The 19,660-nt window shown below is 49.9% G+C and carries 15 protein-coding genes; 6 read left to right on the forward strand and 9 right to left on the reverse strand.

Annotated features, from left to right (window positions below; genetic code table 11):
* The first annotated feature begins 36 nt into the window (after window positions 1-36).
* Complete coding sequence (locus tag HWI92_RS25015; RefSeq protein WP_204660130.1) at window positions 37-3,654, forward strand: PAS domain S-box protein; 3,618 nt, start codon at window positions 37-39, stop codon at window positions 3,652-3,654.
* 149 nt (window positions 3,655-3,803) lie between these two features.
* Window positions 3,804-6,689 (forward strand): outer membrane beta-barrel protein, encoded by a 2,886-nt coding sequence (locus tag HWI92_RS25020; RefSeq protein ID WP_204660131.1) that lies wholly within the window; start codon window positions 3,804-3,806, stop codon window positions 6,687-6,689.
* A gap of 257 nt (window positions 6,690-6,946) precedes the next feature.
* Here the strand turns inward: HWI92_RS25020 and HWI92_RS25025 are convergent, their stop codons facing one another.
* The 4 genes from HWI92_RS25025 to HWI92_RS25040 form a co-directional block, all read right to left on the reverse strand.
* On the reverse strand, window positions 6,947-7,579 hold the full coding sequence (locus HWI92_RS25025; protein ID WP_204664860.1) for a LysM peptidoglycan-binding domain-containing protein: 633 nt from the start codon (window positions 7,577-7,579) through the stop codon (window positions 6,947-6,949).
* Between the two features lie 67 nt (window positions 7,580-7,646).
* Window positions 7,647-8,132: a 5-(carboxyamino)imidazole ribonucleotide mutase gene (purE, locus tag HWI92_RS25030; protein WP_204660132.1), complete on the reverse strand. Its 486-nt coding sequence runs from the start codon at window positions 8,130-8,132 to the stop codon at window positions 7,647-7,649.
* 69 nt (window positions 8,133-8,201) lie between these two features.
* A complete protein-coding gene (locus tag HWI92_RS25035) occupies window positions 8,202-9,338 on the reverse strand; it encodes a 5-(carboxyamino)imidazole ribonucleotide synthase (RefSeq protein WP_204660133.1) in 1,137 nt (378 codons plus the stop codon).
* A 79-nt stretch (window positions 9,339-9,417) separates the two neighbouring features.
* Entirely contained in the window at window positions 9,418-11,478 is a 2,061-nt protein-coding gene (locus HWI92_RS25040) for a BatA domain-containing protein (protein ID WP_204660134.1), read from the reverse strand.
* A 231-nt stretch (window positions 11,479-11,709) separates the two neighbouring features.
* On the opposite strand from HWI92_RS25040, the gene HWI92_RS25045 reads away from it, so the two are divergent.
* Together HWI92_RS25045 and HWI92_RS25050 are read left to right on the forward strand one after the other, a co-directional pair.
* Window positions 11,710-12,264 (forward strand): YcxB family protein, encoded by a 555-nt coding sequence (locus HWI92_RS25045; RefSeq protein ID WP_204660135.1) that lies wholly within the window; start codon window positions 11,710-11,712, stop codon window positions 12,262-12,264.
* 64 nt (window positions 12,265-12,328) lie between these two features.
* A complete protein-coding gene (locus HWI92_RS25050; protein ID WP_204660136.1) occupies window positions 12,329-12,772 on the forward strand; it encodes a GNAT family N-acetyltransferase in 444 nt (147 codons plus the stop codon).
* Here HWI92_RS25050 and HWI92_RS25055 read toward each other — a convergent pair.
* Window positions 12,749-13,402 carry a DUF1684 domain-containing protein gene (locus HWI92_RS25055; protein ID WP_204660137.1) on the reverse strand — a complete coding sequence of 218 codons (654 nt, stop codon included), beginning with the start codon at window positions 13,400-13,402 and terminating at the stop codon, window positions 12,749-12,751. The genes HWI92_RS25050 and HWI92_RS25055 overlap by 24 nt on opposite strands.
* An 83-nt stretch (window positions 13,403-13,485) precedes the next feature.
* Window positions 13,486-14,040 carry a hypothetical protein gene (locus HWI92_RS25060; protein ID WP_204660138.1) on the reverse strand — a complete coding sequence of 185 codons (555 nt, stop codon included), beginning with the start codon at window positions 14,038-14,040 and terminating at the stop codon, window positions 13,486-13,488.
* 227 nt (window positions 14,041-14,267) lie between these two features.
* Here HWI92_RS25060 and HWI92_RS25065 point away from each other — a divergent pair, with 227 nt between their 5' ends.
* Window positions 14,268-14,690, forward strand: coding sequence for an OsmC family protein (locus HWI92_RS25065; RefSeq protein ID WP_204660139.1), 423 nt, complete (start codon window positions 14,268-14,270; stop codon window positions 14,688-14,690).
* 57 nt (window positions 14,691-14,747) lie between these two features.
* Here the strand turns inward: HWI92_RS25065 and hemW are convergent, their stop codons facing one another.
* Together hemW and HWI92_RS25075 are read right to left on the reverse strand one after the other, a co-directional pair.
* Complete coding sequence (hemW, locus tag HWI92_RS25070; RefSeq protein ID WP_204660140.1) at window positions 14,748-15,875, reverse strand: radical SAM family heme chaperone HemW; 1,128 nt, start codon at window positions 15,873-15,875, stop codon at window positions 14,748-14,750.
* A complete protein-coding gene (locus HWI92_RS25075; protein ID WP_204660141.1) occupies window positions 15,875-17,944 on the reverse strand; it encodes a TonB-dependent receptor in 2,070 nt (689 codons plus the stop codon). The genes hemW and HWI92_RS25075 overlap by 1 nt, the downstream gene beginning before the upstream one ends.
* Window positions 17,945-18,166: 222 nt before the next feature.
* Here HWI92_RS25075 and HWI92_RS25080 point away from each other — a divergent pair, with 222 nt between their 5' ends.
* On the forward strand, window positions 18,167-18,625 hold the full coding sequence (locus HWI92_RS25080; RefSeq protein ID WP_204660142.1) for a hypothetical protein: 459 nt from the start codon (window positions 18,167-18,169) through the stop codon (window positions 18,623-18,625).
* Between the two features lie 46 nt (window positions 18,626-18,671).
* Here the strand turns inward: HWI92_RS25080 and ctlX are convergent, their stop codons facing one another.
* Entirely contained in the window at window positions 18,672-19,628 is a 957-nt protein-coding gene (gene ctlX, locus HWI92_RS25085) for a citrulline utilization hydrolase CtlX (protein WP_204660143.1), read from the reverse strand.
* Between the last annotated feature and the right edge of the window lie 32 nt (window positions 19,629-19,660).

Raw genomic sequence — 19,660 nt, forward strand, 5'->3', positions numbered from 1 at the left:
TGGAAGGAAACCTAAAAGTACGATTGCTCGCGCACCATGGAAACCATTACTTCTTACACCGACTGGCAGAGTATACATGCAACTTTGCAGCACCTCAACCTGATCGGCGTTACGTTTACCCCTGATTTTATCATCAGGGAAATAAGCCAGCATGCGCTGAAAAAAACAGGCTGGCAGGAGTCGGACCTGGTGGGTAACAGCATCTTTGATAAGCTGATCCCCAGGGAGGAAGCAGATGAAGTGCGGCAGATGCTCGAAGAGGGGATCCAGGGTAAAAGGAAGCTCGAACAGCGCGAAGTGCCTTTTCTTTCACAGCAGGGAGCGCTGCGTACTTTTTCTATCAATTCCGTGCTGATCCAGTACGAGGAGGACGAGGTTTCATGCATTACGCTGGTGGGTGACGATATTACCCGTCGCCGCCGCATGGAGTCGGCGATTGCCAAATCCAACTCGCAATTACAGGATCTCGTTGATAATACCAGCGACCTCATCCAGCTGGTGGCGATCGACGGACGATTCATTTTCGTCAACAAAGCCTGGCGGGAGGTACTCGGCTACGGACTGGATGAGATTGCAGCCATGCGCGTGGAAAATATCCTGCATCCGCAGCACAGGGAGCAGGCTCTGGCCCAGTTCAGGCAGATCGTTGATGGTACTTCAAACGGGCATTTCGAAACCGTATTCCTCAGCAAGGAAGGTAAAAAGGTATTTGTGGCGGGTAGCGTAAGCTGCCGGTACGACAATGGAAAACCAACTGCTCTCCGCTGCATACTCAATGATTTTACAGAAAAAATAAGAGCTGAAAAAGCCCAGAACCTGTATTATAGCATTGCTAACTGGACGGTCACCACGCCCAATCTGGACGATTTTTACCAAAGCATACACGAAGAACTGGGCAAGATCATTGATGTGCAGAACTTTTTTATTGCATTGTACAATCCCAGCCAGAGCTACCTGTACTTCCCTTATTATGTCGATCAGTATTTCAGGGGAAATGTTCGGTTTACGAAGCGGAAACTCGGGAACGGAGTAACAGAATATGCGATCGCGTCCAATAAAGCACTGTTTTTATCAGGAGAGGAAATCCAGGAGCTGGCAAAAAGAAACAGCCTGCATTTATATGGCATTGTGCCCAAGCTGCTGCTTTGCGTGCCGCTGCGCATTGGTGAGCGGGTGACGGGGATCATTGGGGTAAAATCCTATGACGATCCGAACATGTTTGACACCCGCGACCTGGAACTGCTGGAATTTATTTCCGGCCAGGTGGCCATGGCTATTGCTAGGAAGCAGAGTGAGCAGGAACTGAACAAGTACGTAGCGCGCCTGAATGCTATTTTTGACAGTAGTACCCACTTGATCTGGTCTGTGAACAAATCGCTGCAGCTCACGTCATTTAACAAAAACTACGCAGACCTGATCCAGAGCCAGATGGGTACGCGGCCATCACTTCAGTCCAGCCCCGAAAAGTTCGGCTGGCGTATGGTAGGCAACAGCAATCGCCGCACGCTGGAAGCCAAGTACCGGCTTGCGCTGAAAGGAGAGCCTCAGTATTTCGAGTTTAAAATCGAGCGTAAGAATGCAGGTGAAATGTGGCTGGAATTTTACCTGAACCCGATCCACTATGCCGAAGGGACGATTGAGGAGGTAAGCGGGATCGCACGCGACATTACCAGAAGGAAGGAAGCAGAATTGTCGCTGCGGCATAGCGAAGAGCTTTTCAGGGGTATTTTCGAGAATTTGCAGGACATCTACTGCCGCATCAACCGGCAGGGTGAGGTTACCATGATCAGCCAGTCGATCCTGAAACGTATGGGATACCTGCCGGCCGAGGTGATCGGACACAAGGTTACCGAGTTTTTTACCGACCGCAAGCGCATCCATTCGGCCCTGATCCGGCTAAGGAAAACGCGCAGTCTGCGGAATTTTGAGATTACCATGTACCGGAAAGATGGTACGGAGCGTCAGTTTATGATCAACATGCTGATGTTTACCAATGATAAAGGCAAGCCGACCGAGGTGGCTGTGCTCGCCCGCGACATTACCGAGCTGAAACGAAATGAACAGGAGTTGCTCAAAGCCAAAGAACATGCCGAACGCTCTCTGAAAGTGAAAGAGGGTTTCCTGGCCAATATGAGCCACGAAATTCGTACGCCTATGAATGGTGTGATCGGGATGATTGACCTGCTGGGCGAGACGCCGCTCAATGTAGAGCAAAAGGATTATGTGATGACTATTAAACGCTCGTCCGAAACCCTGCTCAACATCCTGAATGATATCCTCGATTTGTCTAAAATCGAAGCCGGCAAGATGGAGTTGCACGAGGCACCGATCGGCGTGGAAGACCTGCTGCTCAAACTCGTCTCCCTGTTTGGGCAAACAGCGAAAAGCAAGGGTAATACCCTGGTGTACGACATTGCTGCGGACATTCCGAAGTTTGTTATCGCCGATCAGACCCGCCTTTTACAGATCCTCTCCAACCTGACTTCCAATGCATTGAAGTTTACTGAAAACGGGGAGGTAAAAGTGTCGCTGACGCTGGTGAAAAAGATAGACCGCTTTCACAAGATCAAGGTTGAGGTGCAGGATTCCGGGATCGGGATCAGTGCTACCGACCGGCAGATCCTGTTTACTTCCTTTACCCAGCTCGACAACTCGTCGCGAAAATCGTTTGGCGGTACCGGCCTGGGGCTGGCTATTTCCAAGCAGCTTTGCGAGCTGATGAACGGGGAGATCGGGGTGGAATCGGAAGTTGGGAAGGGTAGCACGTTCTGGTTTACGTTTGAAACACAGGAAACATCCGGCGCGCAGATCAGCACGGTTGCAACCCAGGAAGACGGCTCCATTGAGGACGTTTTTGCCACTTATCATCCATTGATATTGCTTGTCGACGACAATGCGGTGAACCGGAAAGTTGCCAATGAAATCCTGAAAAAGTCGGGCTGCGTGGTTGACCTGGCGGAGAGTGGTTTCAAAGCCATTGAAAAGGTAGCTGAGCGGTTTAGCGCAGGCACGCCTGGTTACGATATTATTTTCATGGACATCCAGATGCCGGACATGGATGGCGTGCAAACCTCGCAGGAACTGAAAAAGCGCTACCCGGACAAGCTGCCGCCGATTGTGGCCATGACAGCTTATTCCATGAAGGAAGACAGGGATCGCTTTATCAGTCAGGGAATGGACGATTATATTGCCAAGCCGATCCGCGCCCAGACATTGGTATCAAAGGTGCGCGATCTTGTTCCCGGTACTGAAAAGGAGCAGAATAACGCGCCGGTGCAGGCAGCGGAGCCGACAGTCGCAGCATTGCCTGTTCTGGACAAGGAAATTATAGATCAGCTGAGCACAATCGGCGGTGCCGATCTGGTATGGTCGGTTTTTGAAGATTTTGTGACTGAATCCAATGAGCTGGTTGCAGATGCGGTGAAGGCTTTTGCTGAAAATGATATTGCAACCGTAAAAAGTAACCTGCATACCCTCAAAGGAAGTGCAGGAACCATTGGTGTGTCGCAGGTAGCCGAGATTGCGCGGGATGCCGAGTGGCGGCTTAAATCTGACGACCGGTCTACCTTGCCCGAAGCAATTCCCCAGCTTGAACAAGCTTATGCCTACTTTTTGGAAGTATATGAAGACATTCTGAAAGGCTGGCTGAAATAGCCTATCGTATTGATCCCAATTTCCATCGTACAATCCGGCTTGTTGGTCTATAAAAATAGCCTGTTCCGTCGATTGCCTGGTTTATGCGCCCCGAATGATTAAACTTTCATCCGGGGCAATGCTCTAAAAGCCATAAATCTTGACGGATCATGAAAAGACTTACCCTACTTATACTCCTGATGCTTGCCGCAGCGTTGCCGGCAGCATTTTCCCAGACACCTTCTGCCCGCCTGCAGGGAACCGTGCTGGACAGCCTCAACCGTTTGCCGGTTGTGGGTGCCTACATATCTGTGACCCGGAATGTGCCTGATGCCAAACCCGAGTATGTAACCACGGATGCTGATGGGCGGTTTGTATTTACAGGTCTGGCAAAAGATGCATCCTACCTGGTAAAGATTTCCTATCTGAGCTATCGCGACAAAAGCACAACTGTCACCATCACGCAGGATGTGCAGGACCTGGGTACCTTCCGGCTTTCAGAAGCGATAGCAAACCTGAAAGAGGTGAAAGTAGTAGGACAAGTGACGCCTATGGAGCAAAAAGGCGATACAACCCAGTTCAATGCAGCGGCATTCAAAACCAATCCTGACGCTACAACCGAAGATCTGATCCAGAAAATGCCCGGCATTACAGTGACCAATGGTACCGTAACCGCGCATGGCGAGACCGTCAATAAAGTACTGGTAGACGGAAAACCGTTTTTCGGGGACGATGCTGCATTGACATTGAAATCACTGCCAGCCGAAGTAGTTGAAAAAATTGAAGTATTTGATAAGTTGAGCGACCAGGCACAATTCACTGGTTTCGACGATGGCAATGCACAGAAGACCATCAACATTGTCACCAAAGCCGACCGGCGTACGGGTCAGTTCGGAAAGGTATATGCGGGTTATGGTTTGGATAACCGCTACCAGGCCGGCGGCAATGTCAGCTACTTCAAAGGCGATCAGCGCATTTCGGTAATCGGGCTGAGCAACAACATCAATATGCAGAACTTTTCGAGCCAGGATCTGCTGGGCGTGAGCGGCAGCACCGGTGGCGGCAGAGGGAGCGCTGGCGGGGGAGCGTCCAATAATTTCCTGATCGGTAATCAGAGCGGAATTACGGGTACCAACTCGTTTGGGCTTAATTATGCCAACAAGTTCGGGAAGAAGGTAGATGTGTCGGGCAGCTATTTTTTCAACCGTACCGGAAATACCAACATCCAGCGTACAGCCCAGGAGTACTTTCTTTCAGGCAATACTTCCAATCAGTTTTATGATGAAGACAGCCGTACTTCCTCCACTAACCTCAACCACCGGCTCAACTTCCGGGTTGAGTACAATATCAATCCTAAAAACTCGCTCATCTTTACGCCGCGACTGAGCTTTCAGGACAATAAATCGGGGAGTACCAGGGAAGGCTTCACGGCACTTGCAAACGGTAACCTGCTCAACAGTTCCGATAATACGCAAACGAACAAGAACAAAGGCTACAACTTCGGGAACGACATTCTCTTCCGGCATTCATTTGACAAAAAAGGGCGGACACTGTCGGTTAACCTGAACACGCAGGTCAATGACAGGAATGGTACCCGCAATCTTTATTCAAGAAACCTGTACTACGATCCGCTCATTTTGTCGGATACGGCCGTCCGTGGTGATACGATCGATCAGCGTACCTACAACTCGTCGAACGGGGTTACCCTGGGCGGAAACGTGATCTACACGGAGCCGATCAGCAAAACGGGGCAGCTGCAGTTCAACTACGGGCTTACGCTCAGCAATAGTAACTCCGACAAGGGAACTTATAACATGAGCTTTGACGACAATGCATATACAAGCCTGGATACACTTTTGTCCAATACTTTTGATAATCGTTATGTAACGCAGCGGGCCGGGGTAGGCTATCGTTACCGCAAAAACAGCTGGTCGGCCAATCTGGGGATGGATTTTCAAAATACAGGTTTGTACAGCCAGCAACTTTTCCCGGGTGACGCGAAGGTAGACCAGACATTTACCAACTTCTTACCCAACCTGATGCTGAGCTACCGCTCCAAAACAGGCTCACAGTTCCGTGCATTTTTCCGCAGCGCTACCAACCAGCCTTCGATAACGCAGTTGCAGAATGTGGTAGATAACAGCAATCCCCTGGCACTTACCGCCGGAAATCCTGATCTGAAACAGGAATACCGTAATACGCTCAACGTACGCTACTCTTTGGCAGGGGCCAGCCGACCATACAGTTTTAATGCCATGGTTTTTGTTACACAAACAAATCACGCGATTGTGAACTCGACCTACATTGCGCAGGAGCCTACTACTTTGCCGGGTGGTATTGTGCTGGAACAGGGAGCAAAGCTGACCGCGCCGGTCAATGTGGATGGAAGCTGGAATGCACGCACCTTTGTTGCTTATGGGAAGCCGGTAGCACCATTAAAACTCAATCTGAATGTAACCACAGGCTTTAACTACGTGCGCTCGCCGGGCCTGATCAACAATGTGCCCAATTTTTCCAATACCTATGCCATTTCTCAGGGACTGGTATTGAGCAGCAATGTAAGCGACAAGCTGGACTTTACGCTGTCGTACTCGGGTAATTACAATGTGGTGCGGAATACCATTCAGCCCAATTTTAACAACAACTATTATACACAGGGCATTGCCGGCCGGGTCAACTGGATTTTCGGAAAGGGGTTTGTACTGCAGTCCGATATCAGCAACCAATCGTACCGCGGGCTGGGTGCAGGTTATAACCAAAACTTTACGCTATGGAATGCAAGCATCGGCAAGAAGTTCCTGAAAAATAATGCGGGCGAGCTGAAACTGACCGTATTTGATATATTGAAACAAAATAACAGCATATCCCGGAACGTCACCGAAACGTATGTACAGGACGTGACCAACCGCGTGCTGACCCAGTATGCAATGCTGACTTTCACATATACGCTCCGCAACTTCGGCAAAATGCCTGTGCGCCAGGATGAAGGAGGTTTCCGCCGCAGAGACCTGGAAGGCGGCGGCTTTCCCGGCCGCGAGCGCGGGCCAGGGTTTTAATGGGAGAGGTTAAAGGAGGGACTATCGCTTGGTCAGCCTGAGCGGAGTCGAAGGCCGGAACTGCCTTCGACTCCGCTCAGGCTGACAAGGGTTGGTTGCTCAGGCTGACAAGGGTTGGTTGCTCAGGCTGACAAGGGTTGGTTGCTCAGGCTGACAAGGGTTAGTTGCTCAGGTTGGCAAGTTGAGTTGCTCAGGTTGGCAAGTTGAGTTGCCCAGGTTGGCAAGTTGAGTTGCCCAGGTAGCAAGCTGGGTTACTGCTACTTCCTGTTTTTGAAAGGAATAATCAGCTTTTCGCCCCGCTCGGCGAAGTCCTTGGTTTTTCCATTGGCTTTCATGATCGCCTCTTTGGAAACGGAATATTTGCTGGCAACTACGCGCAGTACGTCGCCGGGACCTACGGTATGGGTTGTCTGCACGCGAACTTTGAGTTTGGTAACATCTGCCTTCACATCACTCACACTCGGATTCAGACCTTTCAGTGTTTCCAGTTTCAGATTATAGCGGGATGCAATGCTTGAAAACGTCTCTCCGCTTTTTACAGTATGCGTGATTTCCTCGCCGCCAATGGAGCTGGGAGAAACAGCAGGTGTGGTGATTGCAGCCGGAGGTGTGTCGCGGGTTTCTTCTACCGGCTTGGCTTCGGCTGATTCCTGAGGCTGATTAAGTGCCTCCGGCTCCGGGGCAGTACGCTCATCAGCATCATCGTCAAGGGTGGAGTCCACGACAACAGAAGTAAGTTCTTCGGAAGTAGAGGAGCTGTCGGAAATGTATTCATAACCTACATAGAGCATTGCAAATACCAACAGGACCAGAACAAGCAGCGTAACAATGGGCAGATTTGATTTCTCAGTAGGACGGATATTTCTTCTTTTCGGGAACTCATCTTCCATAGCGCTTAGCGGCTTCAATGTTTCTTGTAGCGTTAAATATGCACGAAAATACTAAAGACAGGATACTTTACAAGTTGATTTTTAGTTCCTGGTTCATGGCTGCAACTTTTTGTTTCAGACCATCTTTGAACAGATCCAGACGTCTTGCAAGCTCCACATTACTGGCTCCGATGATCTGTGCAGCGAGTATTCCGGCGTTCCTTCCGCCGTTCAGCGCAACGGTAGCAACAGGTACTCCGGCAGGCATTTGGAGGATGGAAAGTACCGAATCCCAGCCGTCTATCGAGTTGCTGGAAAGTACCGGTACGCCAATCACCGGCAGGGAGGTAAGTGAGGCGACCATACCGGGAAGGTGGGCTGCTCCGCCTGCACCGGCAATGATTACTTTCAGTCCCCGGCTCCGCGCGGACGATGCATATTCCAGCATGCGCTCGGGTGTGCGGTGTGCCGACACGATCTCCATTTCGTAAGGTACCCTCAGTTCATTGAGAGCATTTGCAGCTTCCTGCATAATGGGCCTGTCTGAAAGGCTGCCCATGATAATTCCAACCATTGAATTTCTATTTTCGGCCGGTCAGGCCATTTTTTGTGAGTGCTGATTGAGATACTTGCGGATCGTCCTTCACTTAACAGAACTGATCACACGGATATTGTCCTTCACGAAGGCTACTTTCTCCTTTAATGCGTCGAGGCTATCGTCCATGATGGTAATATGGCCCATTTTGCGAAATGGTTTGGTGATGGCTTTCCAGTACAAAAAAGGAAATACCTGGGGCGTGCCAAGAATTTTTTCCATTCCTTCATACAGTGCAGGCCCTTCAAAGCCGTCCTCTCCCAGCAGGTTGACCATGGCGGAAGGCGCATAGGCGGCAGTACTTCCCAGCGGCAGATCGAGGATGGCACGCCAGTGCTGCTCGTACTGGGAAGTAGCATTGGCCCGGATCGTATGGTGACCGCTATTGTGCGGCCGGGGAGCTACTTCATTGATGAGCACTTCACCTTCGGGCGTCAAAAAGAGCTCTACGGCGAGCAGGCCCACGATCTGAAATGCTTCTGCTGTTTTTATGGCAATTTCCTGCGCTTTTGCATCAATCTCCGGCGTGATGGCTGCTGGTGCAAAAAGGTACTCTACCAGGTTGTGCTCGGGATGAAACACCATTTCCAAGGTCGGGAAAGTTTCGGTTTGTCCCGATGCATTACGGGCCACAATGACGGCCAGTTCTTTGGTAAAAGGTACTGCTTTTTCAAGCAGGCCGGGTTTGTCAAATGCCTTGTCGAAATCCGCCGGAGTCGCTATGCGCTGTACACCCCTGCCATCGTACCCGTCTTTGCCCAGCTTGTGAAAGGCGGGCAGGAATGATGCATGCTGCGCGGCGTCCGCTTTGTTGTCGGTCAGGATAAATTCGGCGGTGGGAAGCTGCCGGTCGCTGTAAAATTGTTTCTGGATGCGCTTGTCCTGTATCTGTCTGATCACCGCCGGCTGCGGGTATACCCGCTTGCCTTCTTTTTCCAGGGCTTCCAGCGCTTCTACATTTACTTTTTCGATCTCAATCGTGATGACGTCCAGATTTTTACCAAACTCGTAAACTGTATCAAAATCCTGTAATGAACCTTGCTGAAAATGTGGGGCGATCTTTTTGCAGGGGGCGTCCGCATCTGGGTCGAGAACGTGAATGTCTAGGTTCCAGTCTACTGCGGCCTGTAAAAGCATCAGGCCGAGCTGACCGCCGCCAAGAATTCCTATTCGGGATGAAAGCATTGAAGTAAAGCGTAGTGTCCTGCAAAATTGGATTAAAAACCGCTAATGTTAAAGCAGAAGATCCGATTTTAACCAAAACTCACCGCATAAACCGGATCAGTGCGATTTCTGCCAGCAGGAAAAACAGGGCACCGTAGAGAAAGTACTTCCAGAGGTTTGTGTTCATATTCTGCTGCTGGAATGTGCTTGAAAACGCCGAATCATCAATTTTATCAAACACTTTAACATTCTTCTGACCTGAAAATGCTGCCCGCAGCTCATCCGGTGTGTAGTACTGAAGCTGTGACTCCGTACTGCTATGATTGAGGGCAATGATCTGCTCCACCTTGTTTTCACGTACCAGCTCGTAGTACCCCGGTCCAAGCTCTTGCCCGGCCTGCTCATTCTGCGGAATTTCCATCAAAAGCTGATTGCCCGCAATGCGTTGTACAGGTATGAGGGTCGTTTTGTCGCGCCGGAGCTGGTATACGGTGCTGGCTGCCGCGCTGTCGATATTCAATGCAATCGGATTTTCATTGAAAGTATAGGAAGTACGCTGAGCCCGCACGCTCGAAGCAGCAAGCTTGTACATCACAGGCACAAAAATTGCATGCTGAGCCACATTTCCGAACTCCCGGTCCAGCGGCGCGGCAAACAGGTACACCCTGCCTTTTCCGGCCGAAGCCTGCGTAAGGTACGTTTTGCCATCCCGCAATGCGAGCAGTTGCTGCCCTGCACTGGCCCAGCTCCACACCGGCGTGACAGCCGGCAGGTTAAGATTGATCTCCTGCCGCACCGACTCTTCAAAAACATCGCTGAAAAAGGGATTACTGCGATTGGGCGGCGCCAGGGGTATCAATGTTGCATTGTCGTCCTGGCCTGTGGTAAGTCCTGTAATGCCCAGCCCGGAGAGCAGCCTTCCATAACCAGCCTGGTCAGGACGTGCTGCGGGAACAATGGCAATGCTTCCCCCACCGCGTACAAAGTCCTGAATATCCTGCGGCAGTGAGCCCGGGAGTCTTTCCACACCTTCCAGTACCACCAGGTCTGCATTGCGCAGCAGGCCGGGATCCACATTCTGGGCACTGAAACTCTGCATGGCAAACAGACTGTCATTGGCATATACGTTTTCAATATAATCGCCACCGGTGCGCTGCCCGTAGATGTGCAGGATGCGGATGCGGGGCGATGCATTGAGGATGAAATAATAGTTGTTGTCGAATGTGACGGGGAAGTCGTCAAAAGTGATCATACCTTTTTTATATCCCTTGCCTTTCAGATTGAAATTGAATCTGGCAGTAGCGCTTCCGTTGGCAGGCACGCTGACGGAGGCAGTGGAGGCCTGGGTATTGTCCAGCGTCAGGCGCAGCGCTACGTTCCGGGCTTCCTCGCTCCCTGAATTACTCACTTTTACAAAGAGTACATTGTTCTGCAATTCCCTGATAAAAGGCGTATTGAGCCAGGCAGAGTCGACAAAGATATTTTTTTCGGCAGCGGCCTGTACCGGTACCAGGAAAAGCTGGCTGGCCGAGTCCACTTTCAGTGCTGAAAGGCTGCCCGACGTGCTTTTTTGAAAATCCGAGAACCAGAAAAGCTGATTGGTCCCCGCACTCTGGTGGCGGGAAATAAGGTTCTGCTGTCTTTTATATACCTGATCCAGGGTGCGGGCGGTAGGGGAGAGGTCGATGGTTGTTAGGCGGTCGCGCAGTTTTTCAGCAGGGTAAAGTCCCTGCTCCTGAGACGAGAAATCGTTTGTGACGAGCTGCAGGGACAACGCATTCTTAAAAATCCCGAGGAGATCACTCAATCTCCCGGTGGCAATATCCAGGTAGCGTTTGTTGTTCAGCTCGCTCTGCATGCTGAACGAATTGTCCAGGTACAGGCTCGTAATGCCACGCCGGGTAGCTGCCTGCGTATTTTCATTGGGTATAAAAGGTTGTGCAAATGCAAGTACCAGGCAAATGATCGCAAGGATCCGGGCAGCCAGTACGAGCAGGTGTTTTAGCTGCCTGATTGAGCGCGTTTGTGTATCAACCGCTTTAAGGAAAGCTACATTGGTAAAGAAAACCCGCTTGGTACGCCGGAAATTAAATATATGAATGGCAACAGGAATAGAGACAGCCAGTAAACCCCACAAAAATGACGGAAAAAGAAAACTCATGTAACCTGGATGTTATCGTGTTTAGCTTTGCTTTGAACGGCCAAACCGTTGCATGTGCCGGCTACCTTCTCAACGTGATTGGAAAAGACAAATTACACTAAAATCTTTTAAGTGGTTTTTATTTGAACAGCTTTCTGATATCTCAGATGGTTTTATCTAAATTTGCGCTTCATTTTGCTTTTGAAAAAGCATTGATCCAATCTTCTCCCGAGTTAGTTTAATTCAACATATATGGCCAAAGTTTCGGTTAACAAACACCAGCCCGTCTACCAGGTACCGACGAATCCCGCAGCAGTACGTACCAAGAAGTATGCGCTTCCCACCAAGAAGTACATTACCATTGCGATGATGTATTTTTTCAAAACACAGCTTAAATGGGGGCTTATTCCGCTGGCACTCATCTTTATCAATGCCGCACTCAATCTCACGGGTGTTTATCCCAACCTATGGATTTACATTACCGTTTTTGTGGGTGCGCTCCTGTACGTGCTTTTCTGGCTGGTACAGTTTACCGGGATTACGCAGCTTGCACAGTACAAGCCGATGTTTGAAAGATTTTCATACGAGATAGACAGCCGCCAGATTCTGATGAAGCTGAATCAGAAGGAAGGCAGCGTACTGAAATGGGAGCAGATCCTGGACGGTTATAAAGACAAGGATGCCTACGTGCTGGTGATTTCCAAAGGTCAGTTCCTGCATCTTCCCTTTTCGATCTTCACCTCCGAGCACGATCTGAAAGTTTTTGAGCGGATTTTAAAGCAAAAGGAGGTAATTAAAGCCTCATAATTTGCAATACAAGAAAGAGCCTGGTATATATGCCAGGCTTTTTCATTTTTACCTGCCATGAAAAATGATTGATCTGGACAAGCTGGAAATTTCAGATATTATTTCTTCCGACCGCCCTGCGTTAAAGGACATTTATTCCCGGGTAAGACAGGAAACCTTCGGCTGGATGAAGCTCGACAAGCTTTCGAGGGACACTTTTGATGAAGATACTGCCGGTGAGCACGTGATGGTGGCCCGGTACGAAGGAATGGTGTGCGGCTTCGTGTCGATCTGGCGGAATGATAACTTCGTGCACCACCTGTATGTAGACTCTCGCTTTCAGCGGCGGGGAATCGGGGCAGCCCTGCTCCGGTATGCCCTGAAAACCATGAAGGGCTCTGCCACGCTCAAATGCCTGGAAAGCAACAAAGAAGCCGTGAATTTTTACGGCAAGAATGGTTGGAAGGTTAAGTCAATGGGCGTGTCCTATGAGGGCCACTTCGTCCTATTTGAAACGGTTGCCTGCTGAGCGCGCAGTTTGAAGCTGCGCCTGTTCTTGTCCTTTTTCAAACTTCTTTTCGCCTACCGGTATGGCTATGGACAAGTGGTTGGCACTGGGCGGTATCGGACAGTTGTAACCTTCCGAATAAGCACAGTAAGGATTGTAGGCCTTGTTGAAATCGAGCACGTAAGTGCCGTCGGCAAGGTCGGTGGTTTTAAGGTCGAGGTAGCGACCGCCGCCGTAAGACGCAGTACCGTTGGTTTTGTCTTTAAAAGGGATAAACAGGTAATCCTTGTACCTGGCCAGTGACTGCAGGCTCAGGCTGCGGTACACATTCAGGCTTTGCCTCCGTCCATTGATCCGGAATTTCAGCTCGCCATATTTGACGTACGTTTTATTGGTGCCGCTGTACGTCGGCATTTCGAATGATTGTCCCCTGGTTTTTTCAAAACGTGCTACCACCCGGTATGCAGAGTCCGGCTCAAAGAAGTTCAAGTATCCGAGATCACCTTTTTTCAGGGGTGAGTTCTCGGAGCGTAAAAACTCCTTCTTGTAATTTTCTCTGTACGCTTCGGTTTGTTCCCGGAAGCTTTGCGCAAAAATCACCGTTGTTGCCAGCAGGCAGAAAAGCAGTGTACATGTAGGGCACTTCATCATTTTGAAATAAATCCGGTAATCAATATTACCGGATTTTATTTAAAAGTTTTGTGAAATCCAATTTATATCAAATATTCTTTTGCTTACTTAGCTTTGATCTTCACAATCTTCGACTCGTCGATGTTGAATTGTTTCACCACCGCATTGTAGTCGCTGTAATCAACCTGGCCGCTTGTGCGGGCCGCAAAGTCAGCCGGAATTACCACTACTCGGAAGCTCTGGTCAGTGGTGTAGCTGCTGGCTACTGTTGCTCTGTTTACGGTACCGTCCAGGAAAACAGAAAGGTCATCCCGGGTGCGGTCGAAATTGTAGGTCAGTATACCATTGGTAAGGAATGCAGTTTGCGTAAGCAACCTGTAAGCCGGCAGGTTTTCAGTTCCCACCTTTACATCTCCCCAGTTAATGTATACCAGTACCGCATCCGATTCCAGCACTTCAATATCCGCATCGTCGAAGGATAGCGATACCTGAAAATCATTGGCAGTGGTAAAGTCCACATCGACAAAGTCAAAAGTCGTGCCGGTGACGTTTGTGCTCGTTCCTTGTTGTCCCTGAGGTCCCGGAGGTCCTTCGGGGCCGCGGCAGCCTTGAAACAGTGCTACCAGGACTAAGAGCAGAGGGATCAGTTTTTTGTTCATGTTCGTGTTGGTTGAATTGAAAAATTTTCTGAAAAATATGAATTTTGACCATGTTACCATCGTCAGGTTTAAGAGCCGGGGCGACATTAACAATTGGTTAACTAAAATAATACCCGGCCTCACGCCGCCCCATTCATTTTACAGGGGAACAATGTTTGCGTAGTTGATGCGTAGATATTACTTTTCAAAAAATGTTTGAAACCATTCATTCATAAAAAAGCAAGACAATGATCAACCGTAAAGCAACAGCTATCTGGAAAGGTACAGGCAAAGAAGGAAGTGGAACAATCAGCACACAGAGCACAGTGCTTGAAAACACGCAATATTCATTCAATACCCGTTTTGCAGAAGGAAAAGGCACTAACCCTGAGGAACTTATCGCGGCGGCTCACGCAGGTTGCTTTGCGATGAAGCTCAGCTTCGAACTGAATGCAGCCGGATTTACTGCGGATGAACTGAATGCAACCGCAACCGTCAGCCTCGACCCGAATAAAGGTCAGGTTACAAAAAGCGCGATTGACCTTAAAGCGACAATCCCGGGTATTTCGGAAGGACAGTTTAAAGAGATAGCTGAAAAAGCGAAAAAAGAGTGTCCTATTTCGCAGCTGCTGAATGCAGAACTTTCACTGACTACAGAGTTGATCGCCTAAAAGGCTCATAATCTGTGAACTGGCCGGTAACATGCATTGCAGCAGTTACCGGCTTTTTCATGCAGTCATAAAAAGATCGCTGGCAATTCTGTCGGCAAAGAGCTTGCCAGACTCGGTCAGGTATACCTGCTGATTTTCTACTGTCAGCCAGCCTTTCCGGGTGTAGCTGCTGAGTGTAGCCGCACTGAGTGCGTGGAATTTTCCATGAGAGAGCTGTTCCAGTTTCCCCATCTCCACACCCCATTTTGTCCGCAATCCGGTAAGCAGGTACTCATTGACCTGGTCTTCGGGTGAAAGTATTTCCAGCGTGGCGGGTACCTGGCCGGCTGTGATTGCCTGCACATAGCGCCCATTGTGCGAGACGTTGTACTCGCGCATGGTACCATTGTAGGAGTGAGCCCCCGGCCCGAGCCCCAGGTATGCTTCCTGCTTCCAGTACGAACTGTTGTGGCGGCTGTACTTTCCGTTTCTTGCAAAATTGGAAATTTCGTACTGCTCATATCCCTCCGCAGCCAGTGCGCTGACAAGCAGCTCAAACTGGCTGGCTGCAAATTCCTCATCAATGGGCGTGATCCGGTTATTCTTCAGCCAGTTGCCGAATGTCGTGCGCGGCTCAATGGTAAGGCAGTAGGCCGAAATGTGCGGAATGTCCAGTGAAAAGGTTTTATCCAAATCATTTTCAAGAATATTGTGGCTTTCGGCAGCGATAGCGTAAATGAGGTCAACGGACAGGTTGGTAATACCCGCATCCTGTGCATTCCGTACGCATACTTCGGCTTCCCGGCCGGAATGTATCCGGTTGAGGTAACGTAAATGGGGCTCATGGAATGACTGTATACCGATGCTCAGGCGGTTGATACCCGCTTTTGCCAGTGTGCGCAGCTTGTCGGCCGTTAGGTCATCCGGATTAGCTTCCAGGGTAATCTCTGCATCTTTTGCTACTTCAAAATACTTGTGGATCTGGTTAAAAAGCAGGTCAAGCTCTCGGTTGTCGAGCATGGAAGGCGTACCGCCTCCGAAATAGATCGTGTCCAGCTGCCTGCCCTGCAAGTAGTCCTGCCTCATTTCCAGCTCCCTCGCAATTGCCTCCACCATGGCAGCTTTGCCCGAAATATTTGTACTGAAATGAAAGTCACAATAATGACACGCCTGCCTGCAGAAAGGTATATGGATGTAGAGATGCATTACTTATTGTTTTTCTGCCATTCCCAGCCCACCTTAACACCCGCCCAGAGGTTGTTTTTGGGTGCCGCATTATAGTAACGGTTTCCAAATGCATTGAGGTCATAGCCCAGGCTGTAAATACCGGCATGTACCTGCTCAGCGGAGGCGGATAGCTCGCTGTACAAATGTCCGCCCCAGCTTTTGCGCCAGCTTATGCGGGCAATCCACTGGTTGTATGGGGTATTTTTAACTGTATTGGCATCATTAAGAAAAAACGAACTTCCGCTCTGGTACGTGAGGAATGCCGAGAGACCCCATTTGGTGATTATATCCACGCCGGTATATTGCGAAAAACGGGGGATGCCAGGGATCAGTTTGCCGGTGAGGTCGGCTTCTCCCTGGATAAAACTTTCATAGGTGTACTTCGTGTACGTTCCGGTGTTCCAGAGTTTGAGCGAAAGAGGAAGGTCTGTACCGGACAGGATTTGATAGTTGATATTCCACTCCATACCATTCTGGCGTGTTTTTCCTGCATTGATAAAATACTCCGCTCCGCTTTCTTCTGTACGTCTTACAATAGCATCTTTCAGGCCGAAATGGTACAGGCTGATCTCTCCTGTGATCACGCGACCTGCCTTCCGGAGCGAAATTTCAGTATTAGCACCTCTTTCCGCTTCCAGGTCCTGCCTGAACCCGCCGGCCGAGGGCCGCACTTCCTGCAGGGTAGGGGGTGAGAAGCCTCCGCTGTACGAGGCACTTACTGACCAGTTGCCTGCAATAATTTTGTTCAATGCAAATCGTGGAATAAAAATGCCGTCGAATGTGCGCTGCTCCCGGCTGTAAGGAAGCTGAAAAAAGCGCTCGTACCGGTATTTGGAGGCATTGTAGCTTACGCCGGCACTGGCCGTAAGATCAGAAAACAGCACGGCTTCAAGCTGCGTAAAAACCGAAATACTGCTCGTGCGGATATCTTCCGCAGTTTGCTGAGCGCCGGGAATGCCGCCTAAATTGTCATAGTTGCGCTGGGCCGATTTTCCATACTGCCATTCGAATCCGCTGGTCCAGTTGGTCCTTACATTACCGATAGACGAGCGGTTCTGCCAGGTATTACGACCGCCGAAGCCCTGCTCGTCGCGTTTTTCGTAGTTACTGATAAATGGATTAGCAAAGTCGGTGCTTGTCAGGTAAAGAGAGTTGGACTGGGTCCAGGTATCGGAAAGTTCGAGGGCATAATTAGCGCCGATCATGGCCATTTTGTTATAAATAGCGGCATGTTGCGACTCACTGCCGGGCACGGTGGCAGTAGGCTGCCGGGCGAGTTTGGGGTTGGCCTGGTATTGAGCCAGGGTAATGCCTCCCGGTGTCTGATAGTACAGGTCGGAGTACATCCCGAGGAGGGATAACTGGCCTTTGTCCCCGATTTTGGACGACGAGCTGAACCTGATCGCATCCCTTGCCATAGCGCTCTGGTTGCGGTAGCCATCCTGCTGGGTATGCCCGTACTGAATAGACACGTCGCCGACCTGCAGGGTCGTATTCCGGTTCTGGAAGCCATATTTGCCGAAACTTACACTTTGCTCCGCCCGGTTATTGGTGTCGCTGAACGGCATGCTGCGCAAAAGTACCACGCCGCCCGTACCTGCTCCATAAATGCTGCTGCCCGGACCTTTGATGATCTCCATACTTTGTACAGCACCATAGTCCAGCGCATTAAGGGGCGTATTGCCGCTGGCATCGGTGAATGGTATCCCGTTCCAGTAAAATTTTACATTCCGCACCCCGAAAGGAGAACGGATCAGACTTCCCCGGACCGAAAAGCGGTAACTTCCCGGTGAACGTTCTTCCATTCTGACGCCGGGGATTGCATTTACCGCATTGGCCCAGGTAACAGGGGAGTAGCGTTCGAGGGACCGGGCATTGAGCAGTCCTACACTCGCGGTGGTGGACAGGTAGCTCGACCGGGATTCGAACGCATTAATAGTTACTTCTTCCAGGCTTTGCGTCCGCAAGGTATCAGGCTGGCTTTGCGCGCCGGCTGTTTTTGCAAAAAATGATAGTAATAAAAAAGCAGGAACGGAAAACTTGTTCATATCAGCTGGGTTAAGGAATATGCGCGTGCGGCAAAGATTTACTCAGCAGCATAACCAGTTTGCAGACTTGAAAAATTCCATGGTGCTGCTTTGCTATGCAATAATTTCCTTGCTGAGGCACATGCGGGTGCCTGAAAAATGCCGGCCAGGGCCAGGTTGCTGATGGCAGGGTTTTTTTAAACATTCCATCGGAGTATTAACCTGATTTAATCAACACCTGACATGAAAAAACTTACCTGGATGGTTGCTGCCATGCTTTTTGCGGGTACTTTCACTTTTACAGCTTGTTCTGAAAAGACCAAGGATTCGGCCGATGAGACGGTTGAAAATGCCAAAGATGATATGAAGGAAGATGTAGCGGACGCCAAGGCTGACATCAAAGAAGCCGGTGACAAATTTGAAGACAAGGTAAGGAAGGACAAGGATGACCTGAAAGCCGAGATCGACGAAGCTGTCGCCAAGGTGGACGAAAAAATTGAAGAGGCCGATGCCAAGATGGACAAGGCATCCGAAAATCAAAAAGCCAAATGGGCCGAGCGTAAAAAGGAGCTGAATGCCGAAAAAGAAGAGCTGAAAGCTTCCTGGAACAGAACCGAGGCTGAAACGGCTGATAAATGGGATGACTTCAAAGCAGATACCAGACAGAAAATTTCCAAAGTAAAGGCAGACCTGAATGACTAGCTTTGTGCAGGTATCAATAGAAAAAGGCCCTTACGAGGGCCTTTTTCTATTTTACGGGTAAATGGATTTCGGTCATCATGCAGCGGGCGGAGCCGCCCCCGGTTTTCTCAATAACAGACAAATCACTGTGCAGCAGCTTGGCATAATCGCTGAGTGCTTCCTTTTGGCGGCTGTTCAAAGACTCGTAAGCCTGGGTGGACATCACCAGGAACATACTGCTGTTTTTGCTCCGCACCAGCAACATATTGCCTGCAAAGTGCCGGACCTGATCCAGGGATATTTCAATAATAAACTTGCCTGTTTCTTCGAGCGCCGAGCGTACCAGGTGACGTTCGTCGGGATTTTTGATGGCTTCCAGGCAGATCACCGCAAACACGTCGCCGATGCACATCAGTACATTGGTGTGGTAAATGGGCTGGTCATTTTCGTCTGAAGCCGAAAACGGGATCACTTCGTAACCGAGTGCCTCACCAAATGCGTCCAGTACTTCGGGGTGTGTGCGGGGTGAAAGGCATGCGTAGGCGATTTTATATCTTCTGTCAAATACCATACTGCCGGTACCTTCCAGGTATTTGCCCTGAGATTCAAAATGGGTAAGATCCACCACTTCCTCTATCTTGAAATCCTTTCTGAGATCTTCCACAATGTCGGGCCGCCGCTCCTTGCGCCTGTTTTCGGCCATCATCGGGTATAATACCACTTTGCCGCTCTGGTGGAAAGAGATCCAGTTGTTTGAAAAAACGGCATCGGGACGGGCTGTTTCCTGGTTATCATTATAAAGCCGCACATCAACACCTGTAATGCGGAGCTGGTCGAGCAGCAGATTAAACTCTGCTTCGGCATCCTCCCGTGTTGCAGTACGGTTGCCGCCTGCCGCAGAAGTCTGCTGGTATGCATTGCTGGCGGCAGTTTCAGTATTGAATGCGAAGCTGGCCGGCCTGATCATCATGATCCGCGAGGTCGACTGCGGCTGGGTCTGGGTGGATGATGTGATGACGCGCATGGGAGTAATATCAGGTTGGTAAATGCAATTTA

It is taken from the genome of Dyadobacter sandarakinus, assembly GCF_016894445.1.
GTDB classification, from domain to species: Bacteria; Bacteroidota; Bacteroidia; order Cytophagales; family Spirosomataceae; genus Dyadobacter; species Dyadobacter sandarakinus.